14 protein-coding genes and 2 pseudogenes are annotated in these 17,470 nt (G+C 55.5%); 5 read left to right on the forward strand and 11 right to left on the reverse strand.

Annotation, left to right across the window (positions count from 1 at the left end; all coding sequences use genetic code 11):
• Window positions 1-52 precede the first annotated feature (52 nt).
• From MUU53_RS21535 to MUU53_RS21545, 3 genes and pseudogenes are all read left to right on the forward strand, one after another.
• Window positions 53-1,231, forward strand: a pseudogene (locus tag MUU53_RS21535) (IS1182 family transposase); the annotation flags it as partial.
• Window positions 1,232-1,327: 96 nt separating this feature from the next.
• A pseudogene (locus MUU53_RS21540) lies at window positions 1,328-1,755 on the forward strand (transposase); the annotation flags it as partial.
• A 187-nt stretch (window positions 1,756-1,942) separates the two neighbouring features.
• Window positions 1,943-2,398 carry an RrF2 family transcriptional regulator gene (locus tag MUU53_RS21545; RefSeq protein ID WP_247262704.1) on the forward strand — a complete coding sequence of 152 codons (456 nt, stop codon included), beginning with the start codon at window positions 1,943-1,945 and terminating at the stop codon, window positions 2,396-2,398.
• Window positions 2,399-2,434: 36 nt separating this feature from the next.
• Here MUU53_RS21545 and MUU53_RS21550 read toward each other — a convergent pair whose 3' ends face one another.
• Together MUU53_RS21550 and MUU53_RS21555 are read right to left on the reverse strand one after the other, a co-directional pair.
• The gene (locus MUU53_RS21550) at window positions 2,435-3,514 is read right to left on the reverse strand and encodes an acyl-CoA dehydrogenase family protein (RefSeq protein WP_247262705.1); all 1,080 of its coding nucleotides are present in this window, start codon (window positions 3,512-3,514) and stop codon (window positions 2,435-2,437) included.
• 250 nt (window positions 3,515-3,764) lie between these two features.
• Window positions 3,765-4,310, reverse strand: a complete 546-nt coding sequence (locus tag MUU53_RS21555; RefSeq protein WP_247262706.1) for a flavin reductase family protein — start codon at window positions 4,308-4,310, stop codon at window positions 3,765-3,767.
• 153 nt (window positions 4,311-4,463) lie between these two features.
• Between MUU53_RS21555 and MUU53_RS21560 the strand changes: the two genes are divergently transcribed.
• A complete protein-coding gene (locus MUU53_RS21560) occupies window positions 4,464-5,924 on the forward strand; it encodes an FAD/NAD(P)-binding protein (RefSeq protein WP_247262707.1) in 1,461 nt (486 codons plus the stop codon).
• 260 nt (window positions 5,925-6,184) lie between these two features.
• Here the strand turns inward: MUU53_RS21560 and MUU53_RS21565 are convergent, their stop codons facing one another.
• The 9 genes from MUU53_RS21565 to MUU53_RS21605 all read right to left on the reverse strand — a co-directional run bounded on the left by MUU53_RS21565 (window position 6,185) and on the right by MUU53_RS21605 (window position 16,274).
• On the reverse strand, window positions 6,185-8,116 hold the full coding sequence (locus tag MUU53_RS21565; protein ID WP_247262708.1) for a methyl-accepting chemotaxis protein: 1,932 nt from the start codon (window positions 8,114-8,116) through the stop codon (window positions 6,185-6,187).
• Window positions 8,117-8,331: 215 nt separating this feature from the next.
• Window positions 8,332-9,369, reverse strand: a complete 1,038-nt coding sequence (locus MUU53_RS21570; protein ID WP_247262709.1) for an NAD(P)-dependent alcohol dehydrogenase — start codon at window positions 9,367-9,369, stop codon at window positions 8,332-8,334.
• 73 nt (window positions 9,370-9,442) lie between these two features.
• The gene (locus MUU53_RS21575) at window positions 9,443-10,525 is read right to left on the reverse strand and encodes an ABC transporter ATP-binding protein (RefSeq protein WP_247262710.1); all 1,083 of its coding nucleotides are present in this window, start codon (window positions 10,523-10,525) and stop codon (window positions 9,443-9,445) included.
• A 74-nt stretch (window positions 10,526-10,599) separates the two neighbouring features.
• Window positions 10,600-11,586, reverse strand: coding sequence for a sugar-binding transcriptional regulator (locus tag MUU53_RS21580; RefSeq protein ID WP_247262711.1), 987 nt, complete (start codon window positions 11,584-11,586; stop codon window positions 10,600-10,602).
• A gap of 12 nt (window positions 11,587-11,598) precedes the next feature.
• Window positions 11,599-12,504: a sugar phosphate isomerase/epimerase family protein gene (locus tag MUU53_RS21585; protein ID WP_247262712.1), complete on the reverse strand. Its 906-nt coding sequence runs from the start codon at window positions 12,502-12,504 to the stop codon at window positions 11,599-11,601.
• Window positions 12,501-13,319, reverse strand: coding sequence for a carbohydrate ABC transporter permease (locus tag MUU53_RS21590; protein ID WP_247262713.1), 819 nt, complete (start codon window positions 13,317-13,319; stop codon window positions 12,501-12,503). The genes MUU53_RS21585 and MUU53_RS21590 overlap by 4 nt, the downstream gene beginning before the upstream one ends.
• Window positions 13,319-14,233: a carbohydrate ABC transporter permease gene (locus tag MUU53_RS21595; RefSeq protein WP_247262714.1), complete on the reverse strand. Its 915-nt coding sequence runs from the start codon at window positions 14,231-14,233 to the stop codon at window positions 13,319-13,321. The genes MUU53_RS21590 and MUU53_RS21595 overlap by 1 nt, the downstream gene beginning before the upstream one ends.
• Before the next feature lie 40 nt (window positions 14,234-14,273).
• Window positions 14,274-14,825 carry an SIS domain-containing protein gene (locus tag MUU53_RS21600; RefSeq protein ID WP_247262715.1) on the reverse strand — a complete coding sequence of 184 codons (552 nt, stop codon included), beginning with the start codon at window positions 14,823-14,825 and terminating at the stop codon, window positions 14,274-14,276.
• A gap of 99 nt (window positions 14,826-14,924) precedes the next feature.
• Window positions 14,925-16,274, reverse strand: coding sequence for an ABC transporter substrate-binding protein (locus tag MUU53_RS21605; RefSeq protein WP_247262716.1), 1,350 nt, complete (start codon window positions 16,272-16,274; stop codon window positions 14,925-14,927).
• A 306-nt stretch (window positions 16,275-16,580) separates the two neighbouring features.
• On the opposite strand from MUU53_RS21605, the gene MUU53_RS21610 reads away from it, so the two are divergent.
• On the forward strand, window positions 16,581-17,390 hold the full coding sequence (locus MUU53_RS21610) for an inositol monophosphatase family protein (RefSeq protein WP_247262717.1): 810 nt from the start codon (window positions 16,581-16,583) through the stop codon (window positions 17,388-17,390).
• Window positions 17,391-17,470 lie beyond the last annotated feature (80 nt).

Raw genomic sequence — 17,470 nt, forward strand, 5'->3', positions numbered from 1 at the left:
CAGGCGCAGGCGATCAGGTCATAGGTCGCCGCATCGAACTTGCACCTCGCGCATGGGCGAGCGGACGGTAGCGCAGGAAGCGCTGTTTTACGGGTTCAGCATCGATCGGCACGTGCCGGCTAACCATCTTCTTCGGTCTATTGACCGCTTCGTCGATCTGTCCGGGCTTCGGGCTCACTTGCGCCCTTTCTACAGCGAGATCGGGCGGCCCTCGATTGATCCAGAACTAATGATCCGTATGCTGATCGTTGGTTACTGCTTCGGCATCCGTTCGGAGCGTCGGCTGTGTGAGGAGGTACATCTGAACCTGGCCTATCGCTGGTTTTGCGGGCTTGGGCTTGAAGGCGATGTCCCGGATCATTCGACCTTCTCCAAGAACCGGCATGGCCGCTTCCGCGATAGTGACTTGCTGCGCGAGCTGTTTGAGACGACGGTCAGACGTTGCATCGAAGAGGGGCTTGTCGGTGGCGAAGGCTTTGCCGTTGATGCGAGCCTGATCAAGGCGGACGCCAACAAGCAGCGCTCAACTGAAGGGTCCGAAACAGTCGACTGGGAGGCTATGGCCGAGACCAGCCGCTCGGTTCAGGAATATCTCGATACGCTCGATGACGCAGCATGGGGTGCGGCCAGCGAAACAAAGCCGAAGTTCATATCGAGGTCGGACCCGGCGGCTCAATGGACCGGAGCGATGAAAGGCCACGCCTTCTTTGCTTATACGACCAACTATCTGATCGATTTGGATAATGCCGTTATCGTTGATGTCGAGGCGAGCCGTGCGATCCGGCAGGCGGAGGTCGGCGCGGCACGTACCATGATTGAGCGTGCTCAGGATATCTTCGGTCTCTATCTGGACCGGCTGGCCGCCGACACCGCCTATGGTTCGGCAGAGATGTTGGGCTGGTTGGTCCAAGAGCGCGGGATAGAGCCGCATGTTCCCGTCTTCGACAAGTCCGAACGGCGTGATGGCACATTCGAGCGCGCCGACTTCGCCTATGACCACGAGCGCGATCTCTATACCTGCCCTGGTGGCAAGGAGTTACGCTCGCGACAGGTCGCCTACAAGAACGAGCGTCCCCTGGTGGATGAAGATGGCATGGTACGGTATCGGGCCAGCAAACTCGACTGCGACGCTTGCGCCCTGAAACCTCAATGCTGTCCAAACGCCCCGGCGCGAAAAATACCACGCTCCATCCATGAGGGCGCTCACAACATGGCGCACGATATCGCCAAAGATCGTGTCCCTGGGAGTGGTGTATCTGGAATTCATAGCCATCGGTGATTTCCGGTAGGGTCGGGTTGCTTAAATCCAACCTGAAGGACACCACCGATGACCGACGACATGATGAACCTGCGCGCACTCGTTGAGAAGAGTACCGACGCCGATTTGTTGCGCGAGATGATCGGCTTTGCTGCCGAGAAGCTGATGGCGCTGGAAGTGAGCGCGAAGACCGGCGCGGGCTATGGCGAGAAGAACGGCTTCCGTCTTGCCCAGCGCAATGGCTACCGCGATCGAGACTGGGAGACACGAGCGGGCACCGTCGGGCTGCGTATTCCAAGCTTCGCACAGGCAGCTATTTCCCGAGTTTCCTGGAGCCGCGTCGCATGGCCGAGAAGGCTCTGACAGCGGTGATCCAGGAAGCCTATATCCAGGGCGCCTCGACCCGACCCGTCGATGATCTCGTCAAGGCCATGGGCATGAGCGGCATCTCCAAAAGCCAGGTATCGCGCTTGTGCGAAGAGATCGAAGCACGGCTCAAACTTCCACGACAGGCATACTGAATCGTGAAAGCGAGGACCTCGACTGATGGGGACCAGTCCATGGCGCACAAGGGGAAGGACTGCATCAAAGATTGCCTATTCCTTTTATAGCGAAGCTGCTTGCGATGCCCCTCATTTCCGTCCTATATGCCCTTCAACTTGGCGCAGCAAAAAGCACTTAGGTATGTTGACGAAAAAGGGCAAATACGGGCTGAAAGCCCTCATCCATCTTGCGCGTCTGCAAAGTGGTGAAACCGCGTTTGTGGCCGACATAGCTGCGCAGAACAACATATCGAAAAAGTTCCTCGACACGATCCTTCTAGAGCTTCGCAATGGTGGATTGCTGCGGTCGAAGAAGGGGCCTGGCGGGGGTTATGCCTTGTCAAAGCCGGCGCGCGAAATTTTTATAGGGCATGCAATCAGGATTCTCGATGGGCCTCTGGCTCCCATTCGATGTGCCAGCAAAACGGCCTTCGAGCCATGCGATGACTGCGATCATCCCGAAGACTGTCAGATCAGAGCAGCAATGACTGACGTCCGCGATGCCATTGCAACCATTCTCGACAATATGAGCTTGGAAGAGCTAGCCGCCAAAAACTCGCCGACATCGGAAGCAATAAATACGCTTACTCATGTATGAGACGCCGTAGCGGACGGGAATTGGCGAACTATCGGGTCAATAGCTAAATGGCCAGCGTTGAGGTGCGACCCCACATGCATGCAGTTTGCCAAGCCGCTCCTGACGTTGCTCGCAAACCCGGTTCCGGGACCGCTCCCTAACCTTAGCTTCAGAGCGTTCCAGGACCTCTTGATACAGCCCGACTTTCATTACCGTGCAGAGTTCGTTCAGCACCGCTGCAGCAAGAACAGCAGCTGAATTTGCTGAGAGGGAAGCCTGTAACAGAATTCCCGCCGCATCATCCACCTGCGCCATGTCCATATGCTGTCCGGCCCGCTCAATCAGCGCCGAAACACCATCCAGTTCCGCAGCACATCGGCCATACGTTTTGATATCCGACCTACCATGAATAGCTTCGTATTCTTGCTCGCCGGTGCCAGTGTGCTGAAGATCTTGTCCGAGCACGTCGAACATCGTACGTGCGATTCCGAGATCAATCGCCGCATCAAGCAGGCTGCCCATTACATCAAACGCTGCCGGACTCTGATCACCCCGCGCAATTGGAAAAACGTGCGACGAAGGTATGAAAAGATCGGAAGGATCATCGGACGCAACGGTAGCTATCTTGTCTCCAGAGGTTTCAGCAGTCTTCTCCGGCCTTGCAAATAGCGCCAGTACACGGTGCCCTTCAGGGTCAAGGCTCGGGACGGCGAGCCAGGATGCAGTGGATGGGAAGGTTAAATCGGCGCAGAGACGATAGCCTCCCCGCGCAGGCGATAATGCAGGAAACGTGGACAATCTACCTGGAGATGGCTTGTCAAACCGGATTGGGCCTACATCCAGATCGGACATCAGCAGAAAGAAATCACCAGCCAAGGCTCGCGATAGGAAATCACCAACCGGCCTGGCGTCACCGGCTGCCCGAATGGCGTCCAACACTTTAAAATGACCAGCCAACTTTTCCGCGAATTCTACGTCGCATCCGGCAAAAAGGGCGATCATTTCGGCGATAACGGCATTGGCAATATCAGGGCCACCATGTTCGGCACCAACCGAAATGCCAAGCAGGCCCGTCCGGATCATCCATCCCGGCAAGGGCATGACGGCCGCAGCATTGCTAGATTCTGCCGTTGTCAAAGATCCAGAGGCAATGCGCTCTATCAATTGCCGCGTTGCCAGGATGACATCCCGTTCCGTAGAAGGGTGTTCGATGGCATTCATGTGTGTATCAGGCAAGCGGTATACGTTGTGCATGTATGACCTCCAGGAACTGACGACTTATGCTGACATGCCAACCGTTGCGCGGAAAGAAAAGATTCATCCAAGCAGAGGGACCGACGGAACATATCATTGCTTGCGTGCTGCCTTTCTTGCCCATTTCGCTTCGTCAGACCAAGTGGTGATAGGTACCGTTCTGATAGACGAGCGAACGTCCGCCTTTCAGACGCACGCCCTGCACCGCCCCGATCACAATGACATGGCTGTGGCGTTCAATGGCCTCTTCAATGCGGCAGTCGATGCTGGCAACTGCATCTTCCAGCAAGGCGGCCCCGGTCGCCAGTGAGGTCCATTCATGACCATTGTAGCGATCGGGACCCTTCAGACCACCGACACCAGCGAACTGATTGGCAAGCGCCTCATGCTCCGGACCGACGATGTTGACCCCGAAAAATCCCGCCTGCTGTAGCACGGGCCACGTTGATGACGTTCGGTTGAGAGCAACCAGCATCCGAGGCGGATCAACTGAAAGGGCAGTGGCAGAAGTGACCGTCGCGCCAGTCCGCAAATGTCCCTTCCCGGTGGTAATGATGCTGACGCCACCCGCAAGACTGCGCAAGGCAGCCTTCAGGCTTTCCGAATCCCCAGGTAGAACATCTACCAGTGGGCGTGCGGATCGGGCATCGAATTCTTGGGAAGCATACTGTTTGGTCATAATCGAAATCCTCAAGCCATCGTAACTTTTTCGAGACTAGCGGGCGAGCGCAAGGACCTCTAGACAGACTATTTTCCATTCTATAAATTTTATGGAAATTTCCGCTATCGAATTGCCTTTTCGAGGCCAATCAAACCAGAGGAGGTCGGCGGGATGCTAAGACTCAGACTGCCAACCCAATCGCGACATGCTTCTGAAGGCAGAAGAACCGCTATCGTTGGCGGTGGTTTCACCGGCGCTACCCTCGCCATGCTACTCGCCCGGCGATCATCGGGCCAAGGCGGCACGATCACTGTCTTTGAACCTCGTTCGACACTCGGAACCGGACTCGCTTATGATACGGCTGACCCCAACGCGCGCCTGAATGTGGCGGCGCACCGCATCCGGGCCGTGCCAGGAAACCCGGGAGCCTTCCATGCATGGCTGAAGAGCACCGGTCGTCTGGAAGCGGATCCACAGTCGAGCCAGGGTGGGATGATCTATGCGCGCAGAAGTGATTTCGGGGACTTCATGCAAGCCCAGATCCAGCCAGAACTGAGGGCTGGCCGGATCGCTCACGTACAAAAAAATGTCATGTCCATTGGTCGAGACCACGGTCACTGGTGCATATCCGACAGCGCAGGACAGTCCTATGAAGCCGATGCGGTCGTCATCGCGACATCAAATCCGCCTGCCCGTCTGCCCCTGGATAGAGGAAGTGATCTGATCAGGGATAATTTTGACCTAAGTGGTGTCAAACCTGATGACCGGATCGTGATTGCAGGCACCGGCCTGACAGCCATGGAGATGCTTGAAACGCTCCATGCCCGAGGACATCGCGGCTCAATCACAATGATTTCAAGAACAGGTCTACTGCCACGCCGACAGCCGGATGGAGATTTCACCGGTTATGGAGACAGTTTTTTCCGAAACTGCCGTACCGCAGCATCTCTGCTGCATGCCATCCGAGGTGCCGTTGATCAGGTCACACGTGATGGGTTGCCGTGGCAAAGCGTCATCGAAGCACTACGGCATCAGGCGCCTTCTCTATGGCAAGCCATGTCCGTCTCTGAGCGGCTTCGGGTTAAACGTCATCTATTGCGCTGGTATGAAGTTCACCGGCACCGAATGCCGCCAATGACGGCCGAAATCGTTCAGTCCTTGCAGGCATCTGGTCAGCTGACGATCCTGGCGGCCCAGATTAGGGATGTGAAGGCTCAAGGCGGAGGCGTTATTCTTCAATTGAGCCCGCGAGGGGCCTCCTCTCCCGTGTCAATCAAGGCCGACCACCTGTTGGTTGCAATCGGGCCGGATCACGCAGGTATACTGGACTACCATCGCTATCTTCGCACGCTTTACGATGCGGGATTCATCAAAACGGATATCTATGGATTTGGTATCGCTTGTGATGCACGAAGCCGGGCAGTTGCACGCGACGGGTATCCGGTCAACGACCTTTTCATTGCTGGTGCCTTGGCAAGGGGGACATTCGTTGAACTTGCTGGTGTCCCAGAGCTGGCCTCACAGATGGAGCGCATCGCCCGGCAGATCCTGGAACCCGCCATCGCCCCTACCCGCACCCTATTTATACGAAGTCTGCCAATGCTTGCGCGAGGCGAAACGATCCCAACCTGATCGCAGTTAAAACGTTTCTCGCGTGGCGCGCAAGGAACATGATCAGGAGCTCGACACCGGACGGATCGGCTCAGTTGATACATCCTGTCATACGCAATCAAGGCAATGGCGGTTCCACACAATCTGAACTGCGGTTCAATCCTTGTCTAGCAATGGGTGGCCGTTGCGCATGAAGTGGTACGAGGACTTTGAAGGCAGAGATCCGAAAGACGAACTGAAGCAAACCGGGTAGCTTTCAAACTCTGCCTCACGCCCAAGCTTCAGAACTCCTGCCAGTCATCAGCTTTGTGTGCCAGATTCCCATGACTCTGAGGGATTGCGCGGGCGCGCCCTGCCCGTGCTCCTGCCTGTGCGGGCAGAGCCATTGTCTGAGCGACCTGTCGTAAGGCAGAGGCGTGCGAGACGGCAGAGGCGTCCAATTGGAACATGGAGACAAGTTCCCGCAATTTACCTGCTTCTTGCGAAAGGGATGCGGCTGCGGCCGTTGATTGCTCGACCATGGCTGCATTCTGCTGGGTCGTTTGATCCATCTGATTGACCGCAACATTGACCTCGGTCAGTCCTGTGGATTGTTCGCGCGACGAAGTCGCAATAGATTCCATGTAGCTATTGATCCGTGTGATGTGATCCCCGATCGTTTTGAGCGCTTCGCCCGTCTCGCGCACAAGCTTCACGCCGCTTTCAACTTCGCCTGTCGAGTTCTGGATGAGGCCCTTGATTTCCTTGGCAGCCTGCGCTGAACGCTGGGCAAGTTCACGAACTTCCTGCGCGACCACCGCGAACCCCTTCCCGGCCTCTCCAGCGCGTGCCGCCTCAACACCTGCGTTGAGTGCCAGCAGGTTCGTCTGGAATGCAATCTCGTCAATGACGCCGATGATGTTGGAGATCTGCTGCGAACTGCTTTCGATTCGTTGCATTGCTTCTTCAGCATGCGCAACGACATGAGCTGACTGTGTAGCACTATGCGTCGCAGCCTGAGCCACCGATCTTGCTTCCTCTGTCATTTTCGAAGAGCTGGATACGTTGGCCGTGATTTGATCGAGCGCAGCGGCCGTTTCTTCAAGGGCTGCTGCCTGCTGCTCTGTCCATTTGGACAGATCATGCGCACCGGATGCGATTTCCCGTGTCCCGGAATCCATGTTGCCAACCGCATTGATAACCGCGTTAACTGTCTGGCTGAGTTGTTCGACGGTGGCATTGAAATCCTGGCGGAGCGGCTCGTATTCAGGTGCAAACTGAGTCTGAATGCGGCAGGCAAGGTCGCCACCAGCGAGTTGCTTTAAACCAGCACCGAGTGCCGAGCTCGCAACACGCAACTGTTCGGCTTCACGGGCGGTGCGCTCTTGTTCCGCCTCGCGTTGCTTCTCAGCCTCCGATCGATTGGCCAGTGCTTCTTGTTCGAGACGCTTGTTGGACAACGAATTCTGCCTGAAGATCTCAACAGCAGAAGCCATGGCTCCGACCTCGTCAGAGCGGCCCTCGAACGGAATTGCGCTCTGATCATCACCACCTGCCAGACGGCGCATGGCGTCCGTGATAGCGTTGATCGGTCTAGCAATGCCCGCAATGGCAAGATACATACCTGCAAGGCAGATCAGTAGGGTTGCGATGGCGAATGACAAGACCATGTTGAAGGCGGTGCTGGCATCGGCCTCGGCGTTGGTGACTACGGTTTTGGAGTTCGAGATGATAGCGTTGACCAACTCGGTGATCTTCGCATTGACCGCATCAGCGCGTGGCTTCATTTCGATATTGAAATATTCGATAGCCGTAGGAACATCCCCAGCGGCAATATGATCAGAGAAGCTCTTGGCTGCGCGATTGTATTCGGCAATCAGTGGCTTGAGATCATTGATAAGCTTACTTCCATGTTCAGTCCTAACCTTTGCCTCATAGCGTGCTATTGCATCACGAAGTGCCGCCTCATAGCCATTTAGTGACTTCTGTTCTGCATCAAATCCAGCCTTGTCAGTCACCATAGCATGTCGAGCCAGCGCAAGACGGACGTTCGCAAACTCACCCTTTATGTCGCGAGCGGTGAGAAGGCGCTCCATCCAATAATCACCAATATCAGCGGTTTCAGACCGCATGGAGGCAATGCTTGAAATGCTCGTGAAGGAAAGAGCTGCTACCGCAATGGCAATAAAGCCAAGCATTCCGATCAGAGCCATGCGAAGTGAAGGTCGTTTCATGGGATCTTCCGCCAGTTTGATATATCACTAAACTAATGACACTATGTCCTTTCAGAAACGTAAACGCTTCCTAATATACGCCGGAATAGTATGCTTTAGCATCTATAGATTGAAGTCATCGCTTACAAAACGACCCTACAGCGATCTTTGTTCATGCTGCCGTGCTACCACGCTCAAATATAGCAATCACAAAATACTGCCATGAAACTGCGCGCTCAGTCCGCGAGCCGTATTTGCAGTTTTACATCTTCAGCCAAACCTTTTGCCGCCCTTTCGAATGCAGCTATGCTCTCTGAAAATGAATATGTATCGGTAATCAACGGCTTCAAATCGACCTTGCCGGATGCAATCAGGTTGAGCGCACGGTCGAAATTGTTGGCATATCGAAACACCGTTTCGATGCGCGCTTCCTTGAAGATCGAAGCAGGCACATCGAAGGTCACCGGTTCAATCGGTAAGCCTACGAGCACAAGTGCACCGCCGGGACGCATGAGATCGAATATACCCTCGTAAGCTCGAGGGCTGCCGCTTGCCTCGAAAACGATGTCTGCGCCCCACCCCCCCGTGGCATCCATGACAACGTCCTTCAATGCAATCTCTGTAATGTTGACGGGTGTGACACCTGCGTATTGTCCGGCAATGGCAAGCTTCGGTGCACTCAGATCAGCGATGATGGCACGCGAGCATCCACCCGCGAGTGCCGCAATCGCCGTCATGATACCGATCGGCCCGCAGCCGATGACGACAGCTACATCACCGGGCGTAATCCGTCCACGTGTGGCCGCCTGCATTCCAACCGCGAAGGGTTCGATCATGGCTCCTTCTGCGAAAGATACATTCTCCGGAAGCTTGTAGGTAAAGGCCGCCGGATGAACTACCTCCGCCGTCAGAACGCCATGGACAGGCGGCGTTGCCCAGAAGCGCACATCCGGATCTACATTGTAAATGCCCAACTTGGAGGCCCGGGATTGCATGTCTGGCACACCCGGCTCCATGCATACACGGTCTCCAATCTTCAAGTTTTTCACCTGAGAGCCTACTTCGATCACCGTTCCAGCCGCCTCATGGCCCAAGACCATTGGATCTCGAACGACGAAGGAACCAATAGCGCCATGGGTATAATAGTGCACGTCGCTGCCGCAGACGCCGACCGTATGGATTGCGATCTTTACATGGCCGGGGCCGACTTCTCGCGGCAGATCGATATCACGGATCGCTAGATCGCCTTTGCGTTCCAGTACAAGAGCTTTCATGTCTTTACTTCCCGAAATCAGAATAGTTCCTGCAAAAATAGGAGCCGGTTTCGTATCCAAAACCGTATCACAATCAGAGCGCCAACCCATCCGACGTAAAGAGATAGATGTGGCGCGGGTCGATCCCAGCAGTGATTTGAGCACCCGGCTTCAGGTCCGGTCGTCCATTCGCCAGGATTATGATCGTATCTTCACCCGCTCGGGTATAAATCTGGGTTGAGCCCCCGAGGTTCTCTGCAAAATCTGCGGTCAACTTCAGGAGTGGCGAGGCAGCAGCTACGTCCAGATGTTCTGGACGCAGGCCAACAGTCAGAAGATCGCCAATCTTCGCCTTTCCGGCTGACGAATGCGTAAGGGAAAGGAACCCATTCGCGAAAGCAGGATGCGAAAGCTGCAGGCCAGCATTATCGGCTCCTGTCACCTTGGCGACGAGAAAGTTCATCTTCGGCGACCCGATGAAGCCTGCCACGAACGTATTTGCCGGACGATCGTAAAGTTCGGTCGGTGAACCGATCTGCTCCACAAGACCCGCGCGCAGAACAACGATGCGGTCCGCCAGCGTCATCGCTTCGACCTGATCATGGGTGACGTACACCATGGTCGCGCCGAGATTGCGATGCAACTTGGCAATTTCTACACGCATCTGGCTACGCAGTTCGGCATCAAGATTCGAGAGCGGCTCATCAAATAGGAATATCTTCGGGTTGCGAACGATCGATCGGCCGATAGCTACGCGCTGACGCTGGCCGCCGGAGAGAGCCCGCGGCTTGCGCTCCAAAAGAGGCTCGATCTGCAGGATACGCGCAGCTTCCCCAACCCGACGCCTGATTTCATCTTCCGGGAGCTTTGCCATGCGCAAACCGAAAGCCATGTTTTCAAAGACACTCATATGCGGATAGAGAGCGTAGGACTGGAAGACCATGGAAACCTCCCGCTTGGCAGGCTCTTCATAGGTAACCTCCTTCCCATCGATGGAAAGTGTCCCAGACGATACGTCCTCAAGGCCAGCGATCATCCTCAGCAGTGTGGATTTGCCGCACCCGGAAGGACCGACGAAAACCACGAACTCCCCTTTGGAAGCAGTAATGTCGACGCCCTTGATGACGCTGAGTTCCCCGAACGTCTTCTTGATTTTGTCCAGCTTCAGGAAAGTCATGCTCACTCTACTCCCACTTCATCGATGCCTGGACAATGCGTCCGGCAGAGCCATTTCTATGTGTTCTTGTCGTGTTACTGGATCTCGTTCACCAGCAGCCCGGCAGCACAATTCTCATCTGTCACCAGATGCTTGACATAACCGCCCTTCAGAATGGCGCGAATGATCTCGACCTTGTACCAGCCGCCGGAGGCGAGGATGGAATGCTTCACGCATTTCAATTGCTCTGGCGTCAGGGAAAGGACACGTTCGTTCAAGGGATGATCCACCGGCCTTCCCTCAGCATTCAGAAAGACGCCGAGCAGATCGCCAACTGCACCGGCCGCAAGGAGGCTCTCCAGATTTTCGGAAACGGTCGGCGTCTGCACAAGCAGCGAGCGCGTGGTCATATCCCCGCACGACAGTAGTGCCACATCAACCGATCGTGCCCGGCGCATAGTTTCACGAATGCCGTGATGAGCCAGGAGCGCCTCACGGCTTTCCACCGACGGAAAATAGAGGGGTGCCGTCAGATACCAGCATTCGGCGGATATGGCGCGTGCATAGCCTGTTGCAACCTCGAAAGTGCTGGATCCGGAACCGCGGGTCAACCCGCCCATAACGGATGTCACCCAGCTATCGGGAAGCGGGCGAGGCGTTAGGCGCTTTAGACCTGCGGTCAGGGTTTTTCCCCAACCGACGCCAAGCCCCATGCCATCTTCTAGAAGCCTGTCCAGCAGGCCACCTGCTGCATTTCCAACTGCCCGCTGGTTTTCCAGATCGTCCGGCAGCGTAGGGATGACACATACCTGATCCAGCCCGAAGCGCTCCTTCAGCTTGCTCTCAAGCTCGATACAGTTGGCCATGGGCAGACGTATATCGACAACAACCGATCCATCTGTCCGCAATTGTCCCAGGGTCTTGTTGACGCGAAGCCGTGTCAGCCCCAGCTGATCGGCAATTTCCTGCTGGGTGAGACCGCCGATAAAGTACAGCCAGGCGACCCGTGCACGGATCTGCTGCGCGTCCATATCTTCAACGACCGTGTTGCCGTTATCGCTTCCCTTGGGTGGCATTGTCATGCTTCTCCTTGATCAGGCAAAGGCCTGTTTGAGAGACAGGACGGATGCCTCCAGCGCATCCAGGATGGATTTGCTATCCCGTTCGAACGGGTAAAACACTTCAAGAAAGACTGGAGATTGCGCAAGCCCTGTGCGGGCTAGCAAGGTTCGAGCCTCCTGCGGAACGACCCTCCCTGCTTCGGTGAAATCCCAATGACGGTCAAATTGGTAATCCGTTTGCTGGATATGGACGGCTGAGATCACGTCATTCAGCGCTTCGAACCAGGGTTGCATTGTGTCGGCTCGTGCACCATAAAGCGGCTGGTAGGTGCCGTGGCCCCAGTCGACGCAGAGGCTCCAGCGTGTCGCACTATCAGTCACGTCAACCATCATCTGGCGCGCCTGCTCGATGGTCCACGGCCATTCACGGCGCATCGGCGTCGGTTCGACATACAGTTCCGAAAGACCGGCAGCCTTCGCCTTTTCGCCGAGACGCAACATGCACTCGACAAGTGCCCCATAAGCCTCGGCCCCAATGCTCGGCAACTCGTGGCCGTCAATTTGAGAAGCAATGGCCCCCAACGGCCCGCCGACACGGGGAATGTTCGCTTCAGCCGCAAAACAATAGGCCCGTTCCAGCCATTGTTCCGCATAGGTGCGCACATTCGGATCAGGATGCAGAAGCTGGTTGAAGGTGTAGTGGGCCAAACCTATGAAAGCGCTGTGCACGGTAAGGCCATGCTCATCCGCAGCTTTACGCACATCCCGCGCATGTCGCGACGCAAGCGATGCGGGCCACATTGGATCCACTAGATCGAAAGAAAACTGGACGAGGTCCAGATCCAGACGATTGCGCACCACAGGCGCCCACAGCTCCGGCGTTACCCAACGTTTGACACAGAATGAGAGATTGATCCCGAGCGGGTTTGCGGTGCTCATTTGGTGGCTCCCATCGTTAGACCGCGCACCATGTGGCGCGAGACAATCAGGGCGAAAATGGTAACGGGCAAAACAATGACCGTACCGGTGGCCATGATCTTGCCCCATGGCAATTCATAGCCGGACATGAAACTTGTGGCGACGACAGGTGCGGTCTGCACGTCGCGACGGGTTAGGACGAGTGCATAGAGCAATTCGTTCCAGGAAAAGATGAACGAGAAGATGGCCGAGACCGCAATGCCAGGCGCGCCGAGAGGGAGGTAGATCTTGCGGAAAATCGTGAACTGATCGGCACCGTCAAGTCGTGCCGCCTGTTCGAGATCCGGGGGAATGGACTTGAATTGGTCGGTACAGATCCACACAACGATGGGGAGATTGAAGGTGAGATAAATCAGGATCAGAACAAGATGCGTATCCAGCATCTTCAGTTGCAAGGCCAGAATATATACCGGCAGAGCCAGGACGATAGGACTTGTCATGCGGTTGGAGATGAACCAGAACCAGAGGTCGGATTTGCCGCGAAATTCATATCGGGCCAACGCGAAGGCAGCCGGTGCCCCCAACATCACAGCAAGAAAGGTAGTCGCGGAGGCAATGATCAGTGAATTACCAACGGCACCCAGAACCTTCGAGTCCGCGAAGATCTCACGGTAATGATCGAGCGTTGGAGTAAACAGCCAAACGGGCGGCGATGCCAGGATATCGGCCTGGGTCTTGAAGCTGGCTGACACCATCCAGTAGAACGGAAACAACGTGAACAGGATGACGGCGGTCAGTCCGATGGCATGAAGGATTTTGCCGGATGAGAAACGCATCAGTTGACCTCCTTGTATAGTACGCGGATGTACAGGCGGCTGATCAGGATGGTGATGATAAGAAGCAGGATAGCCTGCGCCGAGGCAGTGCCGAGATCGAAGATGCGGAAGCCGACGCGCTGAATATAGATCGAGACAAGATCAGTCGCCGACCCCGGTCCTCCGCGTGTCATGACGAACACCATGTCGAAGAGCTTCAACACATCTGCCGAGCGCAAGATCAGGAGCGCTGTCAACCCCGGCATCAGATATGGCAGTTGCACATGCTTTAGAAGCGCCCATTTCGAAGAGGTTTCAAGGCGCGCAGCCTCTTCGATTTCGCCTGGCACCATGGACAACCCAGCCAAAAATATGAGCGCGCAGAATGGCGTCCATTGCCAGATGTCCATGATGACAATAGCGGCAAACGCTCCTCCCTGTGAGCCCAGCCAATCCAATCCGCCGATTCCGAGACTGTCGAGAAACCAGTTCGCCACGCCAAAATCACGATTGAATATGAGGCGGCCTATCAGGCCCACGACAGCATAAGTTGTCGCAAGCGGCACCACTAGCGTGACGCGTGCAAGCGACTTCAGGAAGCCCATACCGGTCTTGTGCAAAAGCAGCGCGATCATCAGCCCGAGCGCAATCTGGACAGGTAGAACGGTGACGTAGAATTTCGCTGTCAGAAACAGCGATGCCCAGAAGGTACCGTCAGTCAGCACGGAGGTATAGTTTTCCAGTCCAATGAAAGGAAAGCCATCGCGGGGTCGAGCAATGTTGTAGCGCCGAAAGGATGTTACAAACGCAAAGATCGTAGGATAGATGCCAATGATGAACAGCGTAAAGACGGCAGGCGCCAGAAACCAGAATGGAGTCCAGCGGCCATAACCGCGATTGGGTCTGATGGTTGGTTTTGAGCCACGTCCAGGCATCAGGTCTTCCTCTCGATGCGGCGGCAATGGCCGCTCTTCATCATTCCAGATTGGTATGGTTGGCACGCATTGCAGCCGGTGAAACTTGCAAACGCTCGCGCACGGCAAGGACAAGCAATTCGAAGGCGATATAGAGAGCACCTTCATAAAGTGAGCCCATAGGAAGAACCGAGGTGCCAGTCCCTTGATCATCGGCCATGGTCTGCGCCGGGACGTGCAGCAGAATGTCCGCCTTGGCAGCAGCAGGACCTAAAGGTTGCGCCGTTACTACTAACACGCGGGCTCCGGCCGCTGATGCCACGCCCATCAGCGCAGAAACGGTGGAGAAATCGCCAGGGCCGGCCGACACGATAAGCAGATCACCCTTTCCCACAGGTGGCGTGGTCATGTCGCCCACTACAGCCGATTTCAGGCCCAGATGGAACAGGCGCATGGCCAATCCCTTGATCTGAAGCCCTTCGCGGCCAACTCCGTAGAGAACGACGCGCTGAGCAGACGCGATCTCACGAACAGCCATTTCGAATTCGTCAGGATCAAACTTTGACAGGCACTGGCCCAGTTCTGCAAGCGCCTCGCGATAGAGATGAAGCATGGTTCAGCTCCGCATATTAAGGATGAAGTGGCAGATGATGGACAAGCAAAACCACCATCTGCCATAGGCATAGTCCGGGAGGGGAAGTGTTGGAGCGCGTTACTGCAACAGCTTCTTCTTGCCGTCGTAATAGCCTTCCTTCTTCAGGATATCTTCCATGCGGGTACCGATCTCCTTGGAGCCGGCCTCAACCGAAACCTGTCCAAGCATCATTTTGGAACCCCATTCAGCCACGACTTCCGAGATGGCAGGCCACGCCGGGAAACGTGGACGGAATTCCGGCACGCCTTTCTGCCAGGACGCAACCATCGGCTCAACAAACTTGTATTTCGCTTTGATCGCCGGATCGTTGTAAATCGACATGCGGCCAGAAACACCCCCCGCTTCGACGTAGGATTTTGCAATCTCTTCAGAGGTTGCCCACTGAATGAAGAGCCAGGTTGCCTTCTTCTGCGCCTCGGAAGCCTGCGAAGCTACCGCCAACGAGAACCCGCCAAGCGCTGGCAAGCGACCAGCTGGGCCTGCCGGTTCCGGTGCAACAGCAAGGCAATCGCCGAGCTTGGAGGTGGCCGGGTCGACCAACGTGCCGTAGAAGGCGGACCATTCTGTAATCATCGCGACCTGCCCCTGCGCAAGCGCGTTAACTGCTTCCGCATGGTCGAAACTCACCACGCCCGGCGGCATGTACTTCATCAGTTCCTGGCGGAAGTTGAGACCAGTCTGACTTTCCTTGCTCATCAGGTTCGACTTGAACTGCTTGTCGAGTAGCGAGCCACCGAACGGCCACAGGAAACGCATAAAACTGTCTGCTGACTGGGTTTCTCCGCGCAGTGACTGCAGCGCGAAGGCATACTGGTTCTTACTGGGATCCGTGAGTTTGGGCGCGTAAACTTTCATCAACTCGTCCCAGGTTGCCGGGGGCTTGTCGAAGCCAGCGTCTTTAAGCTTGCACGAATTATAAAATAGAAGACCCGAATAGTTGTCGAAGGGCAGACCATAGGTCTTACCGCCCCAGGAGCCGAACGCATTCAATAGAAGAGGGAAAAAGCCATCGAGCTTTAGGTTCGGGTCCGTGATCGACTTGTCTTTGGTGAAATTGTCGATTGGATCAATCCACCCATTTTCGGCAAACTCGCCGATCCAGACCAAATCGACCAGAGCCATGGTCAGATCGCCCTGAGAAGTGAAGTTGAGGACCGTCTTTTCGCGTGTATTCTCATAAGGTACGATTTCGTACTTTACTTTGATGCCTGTTTTCTTCTCGAACTCCGGCAACAGCTTGATAATGGCACGGTAGCCTGGACGATCTAGGAATATACCGCTGATTTCCGTTCCCTTCAGTGGCTTTGCCGCATCTTCCAGCCAATCAGCGTGGGCAGAAAGCGGCACACTCGCAGTAGCCGCAGCCAAAGCCAGCACACTTGCGCAGATTTTCAACAAACGTTTCATTCTACTCCTCCTACGGTGCAGGCAGCCTCCCCGGCAGCCCTTTTTGATGTTTAGCAATAAAGCATCTGCAACTGAGAGCGGCGGTACCCTCTCCGCGATCCAAACAAACTCATTCGTTCTCAATCCCCTGACGTAGGAAAAACATAGCTTCGCAATACGCAGAACCTGCGTTTCCTTAACGTTATCAGTTGATTAGAACTGCCTTCCTCTCAGCAGGACGCACTATCGATACATCTGTATTTTTAAATTTGCAATAGCATAGATCAGCAATTTATGGTTCATTTACACTCGACGAGGGAGGGAGCTATGAACCATCAGCACAGAAATTCCGTGGGAGTAGCAGCACGCTGTGCGCTCGCCGAGCAAATCGCTCGCTTGGCAGGCGATAAGGCGCGCTCCTTCTTGGACTATCCAGAGAAGCTTGGTTGGAGGGAGAAGGCATCATCCCAAGATATCGTCAGCGCCGCTGACGAAGCGACGGAGGCCTTTATCCGTGATACCATCCGGCAGCACTTTCCTGCGGACGGTATTGTGGGAGAAGAAAAAGGCTCGACAAGCGGAAGTTCCGGCTTCCTTTGGGTCATTGATCCGATTGATGGGACCATGGCCTATCTGGTTGGCCAGCCGAACTGGACCGTATCCATCGCGGTCCTACATGAGGGGGAACCGGCGATTGGTGTCGTTTCCGCGCCGATGTTCCATGACATCTATGTCGCGCAAAGAGGCAAGGGAGCGACCCTCAACGGTAAACCTCTCTCCATCAATCAGGATTGGACGATCCGTTCGACGACGGTAGGTTTTGGCGGAACTGAACGTGCTGAACCGCGACAGGTTGGCGCGTTTGTGACGAGGCTGTACCAGGAAGGTGGTGTGATTTTCCGCGTCGGCTCGGGCGCTCTCATGCTTGCCTACGTCGCAGCAAACCGGCTGGCCGGGTACTACGACCCAACGCTGTTCTGCTGGGACTGCATGGCCGGTATAGTGCTCATCCGCGAAGCAGGCGGGCTTGCGGAGTTCGCCGGCGACTTGTCGTTTCCGGGAGAAATCTGGGCTGGCAACCGGAATGTGTTCGAGGATCTCAAACGCATCAGCGCCTTCAGCGCCGAAGGCATTTGAAAGCGATTAGAGTCTGTCAGTTTTAAATTGAACCATAACCTGCATGTCTGAAGTAGTTGGAGCACTCCTGGGGGCTGAAC

The organism is Affinirhizobium lemnae (assembly GCF_022968395.1).
Taxonomy (GTDB): Bacteria; Pseudomonadota; Alphaproteobacteria; order Rhizobiales; family Rhizobiaceae; genus Neorhizobium; species Neorhizobium lemnae.

What these genes read in the sequence shown, in the direction of transcription:
- MUU53_RS21545 (WP_247262704.1), top strand. Translation starts at nt 1,943, where the DNA reads ATGTTGACGAAAAAGGGCAAATACGGGCTGAAAGCCCTCATCCATCTT.
- MUU53_RS21555 (WP_247262706.1), bottom strand. Translation starts at nt 4,310, where the DNA reads ATGACCAAACAGTATGCTTCCCAAGAATTCGATGCCCGATCCGCACGC.
- MUU53_RS21560 (WP_247262707.1), top strand. Translation starts at nt 4,464, where the DNA reads ATGCTAAGACTCAGACTGCCAACCCAATCGCGACATGCTTCTGAAGGC.
- MUU53_RS21565 (WP_247262708.1), bottom strand. Translation starts at nt 8,116, where the DNA reads ATGAAACGACCTTCACTTCGCATGGCTCTGATCGGAATGCTTGGCTTT.
- MUU53_RS21570 (WP_247262709.1), bottom strand. Translation starts at nt 9,369, where the DNA reads ATGAAAGCTCTTGTACTGGAACGCAAAGGCGATCTAGCGATCCGTGAT.
- MUU53_RS21575 (WP_247262710.1), bottom strand. Translation starts at nt 10,525, where the DNA reads ATGACTTTCCTGAAGCTGGACAAAATCAAGAAGACGTTCGGGGAACTC.
- MUU53_RS21580 (WP_247262711.1), bottom strand. Translation starts at nt 11,586, where the DNA reads ATGACAATGCCACCCAAGGGAAGCGATAACGGCAACACGGTCGTTGAA.
- MUU53_RS21585 (WP_247262712.1), bottom strand. Translation starts at nt 12,504, where the DNA reads ATGAGCACCGCAAACCCGCTCGGGATCAATCTCTCATTCTGTGTCAAA.
- MUU53_RS21590 (WP_247262713.1), bottom strand. Translation starts at nt 13,319, where the DNA reads ATGCGTTTCTCATCCGGCAAAATCCTTCATGCCATCGGACTGACCGCC.
- MUU53_RS21595 (WP_247262714.1), bottom strand. Translation starts at nt 14,233, where the DNA reads ATGCCTGGACGTGGCTCAAAACCAACCATCAGACCCAATCGCGGTTAT.
- MUU53_RS21600 (WP_247262715.1), bottom strand. Translation starts at nt 14,825, where the DNA reads ATGCTTCATCTCTATCGCGAGGCGCTTGCAGAACTGGGCCAGTGCCTG.
- MUU53_RS21605 (WP_247262716.1), bottom strand. Translation starts at nt 16,274, where the DNA reads ATGAAACGTTTGTTGAAAATCTGCGCAAGTGTGCTGGCTTTGGCTGCG.
- MUU53_RS21610 (WP_247262717.1), top strand. Translation starts at nt 16,581, where the DNA reads ATGAACCATCAGCACAGAAATTCCGTGGGAGTAGCAGCACGCTGTGCG.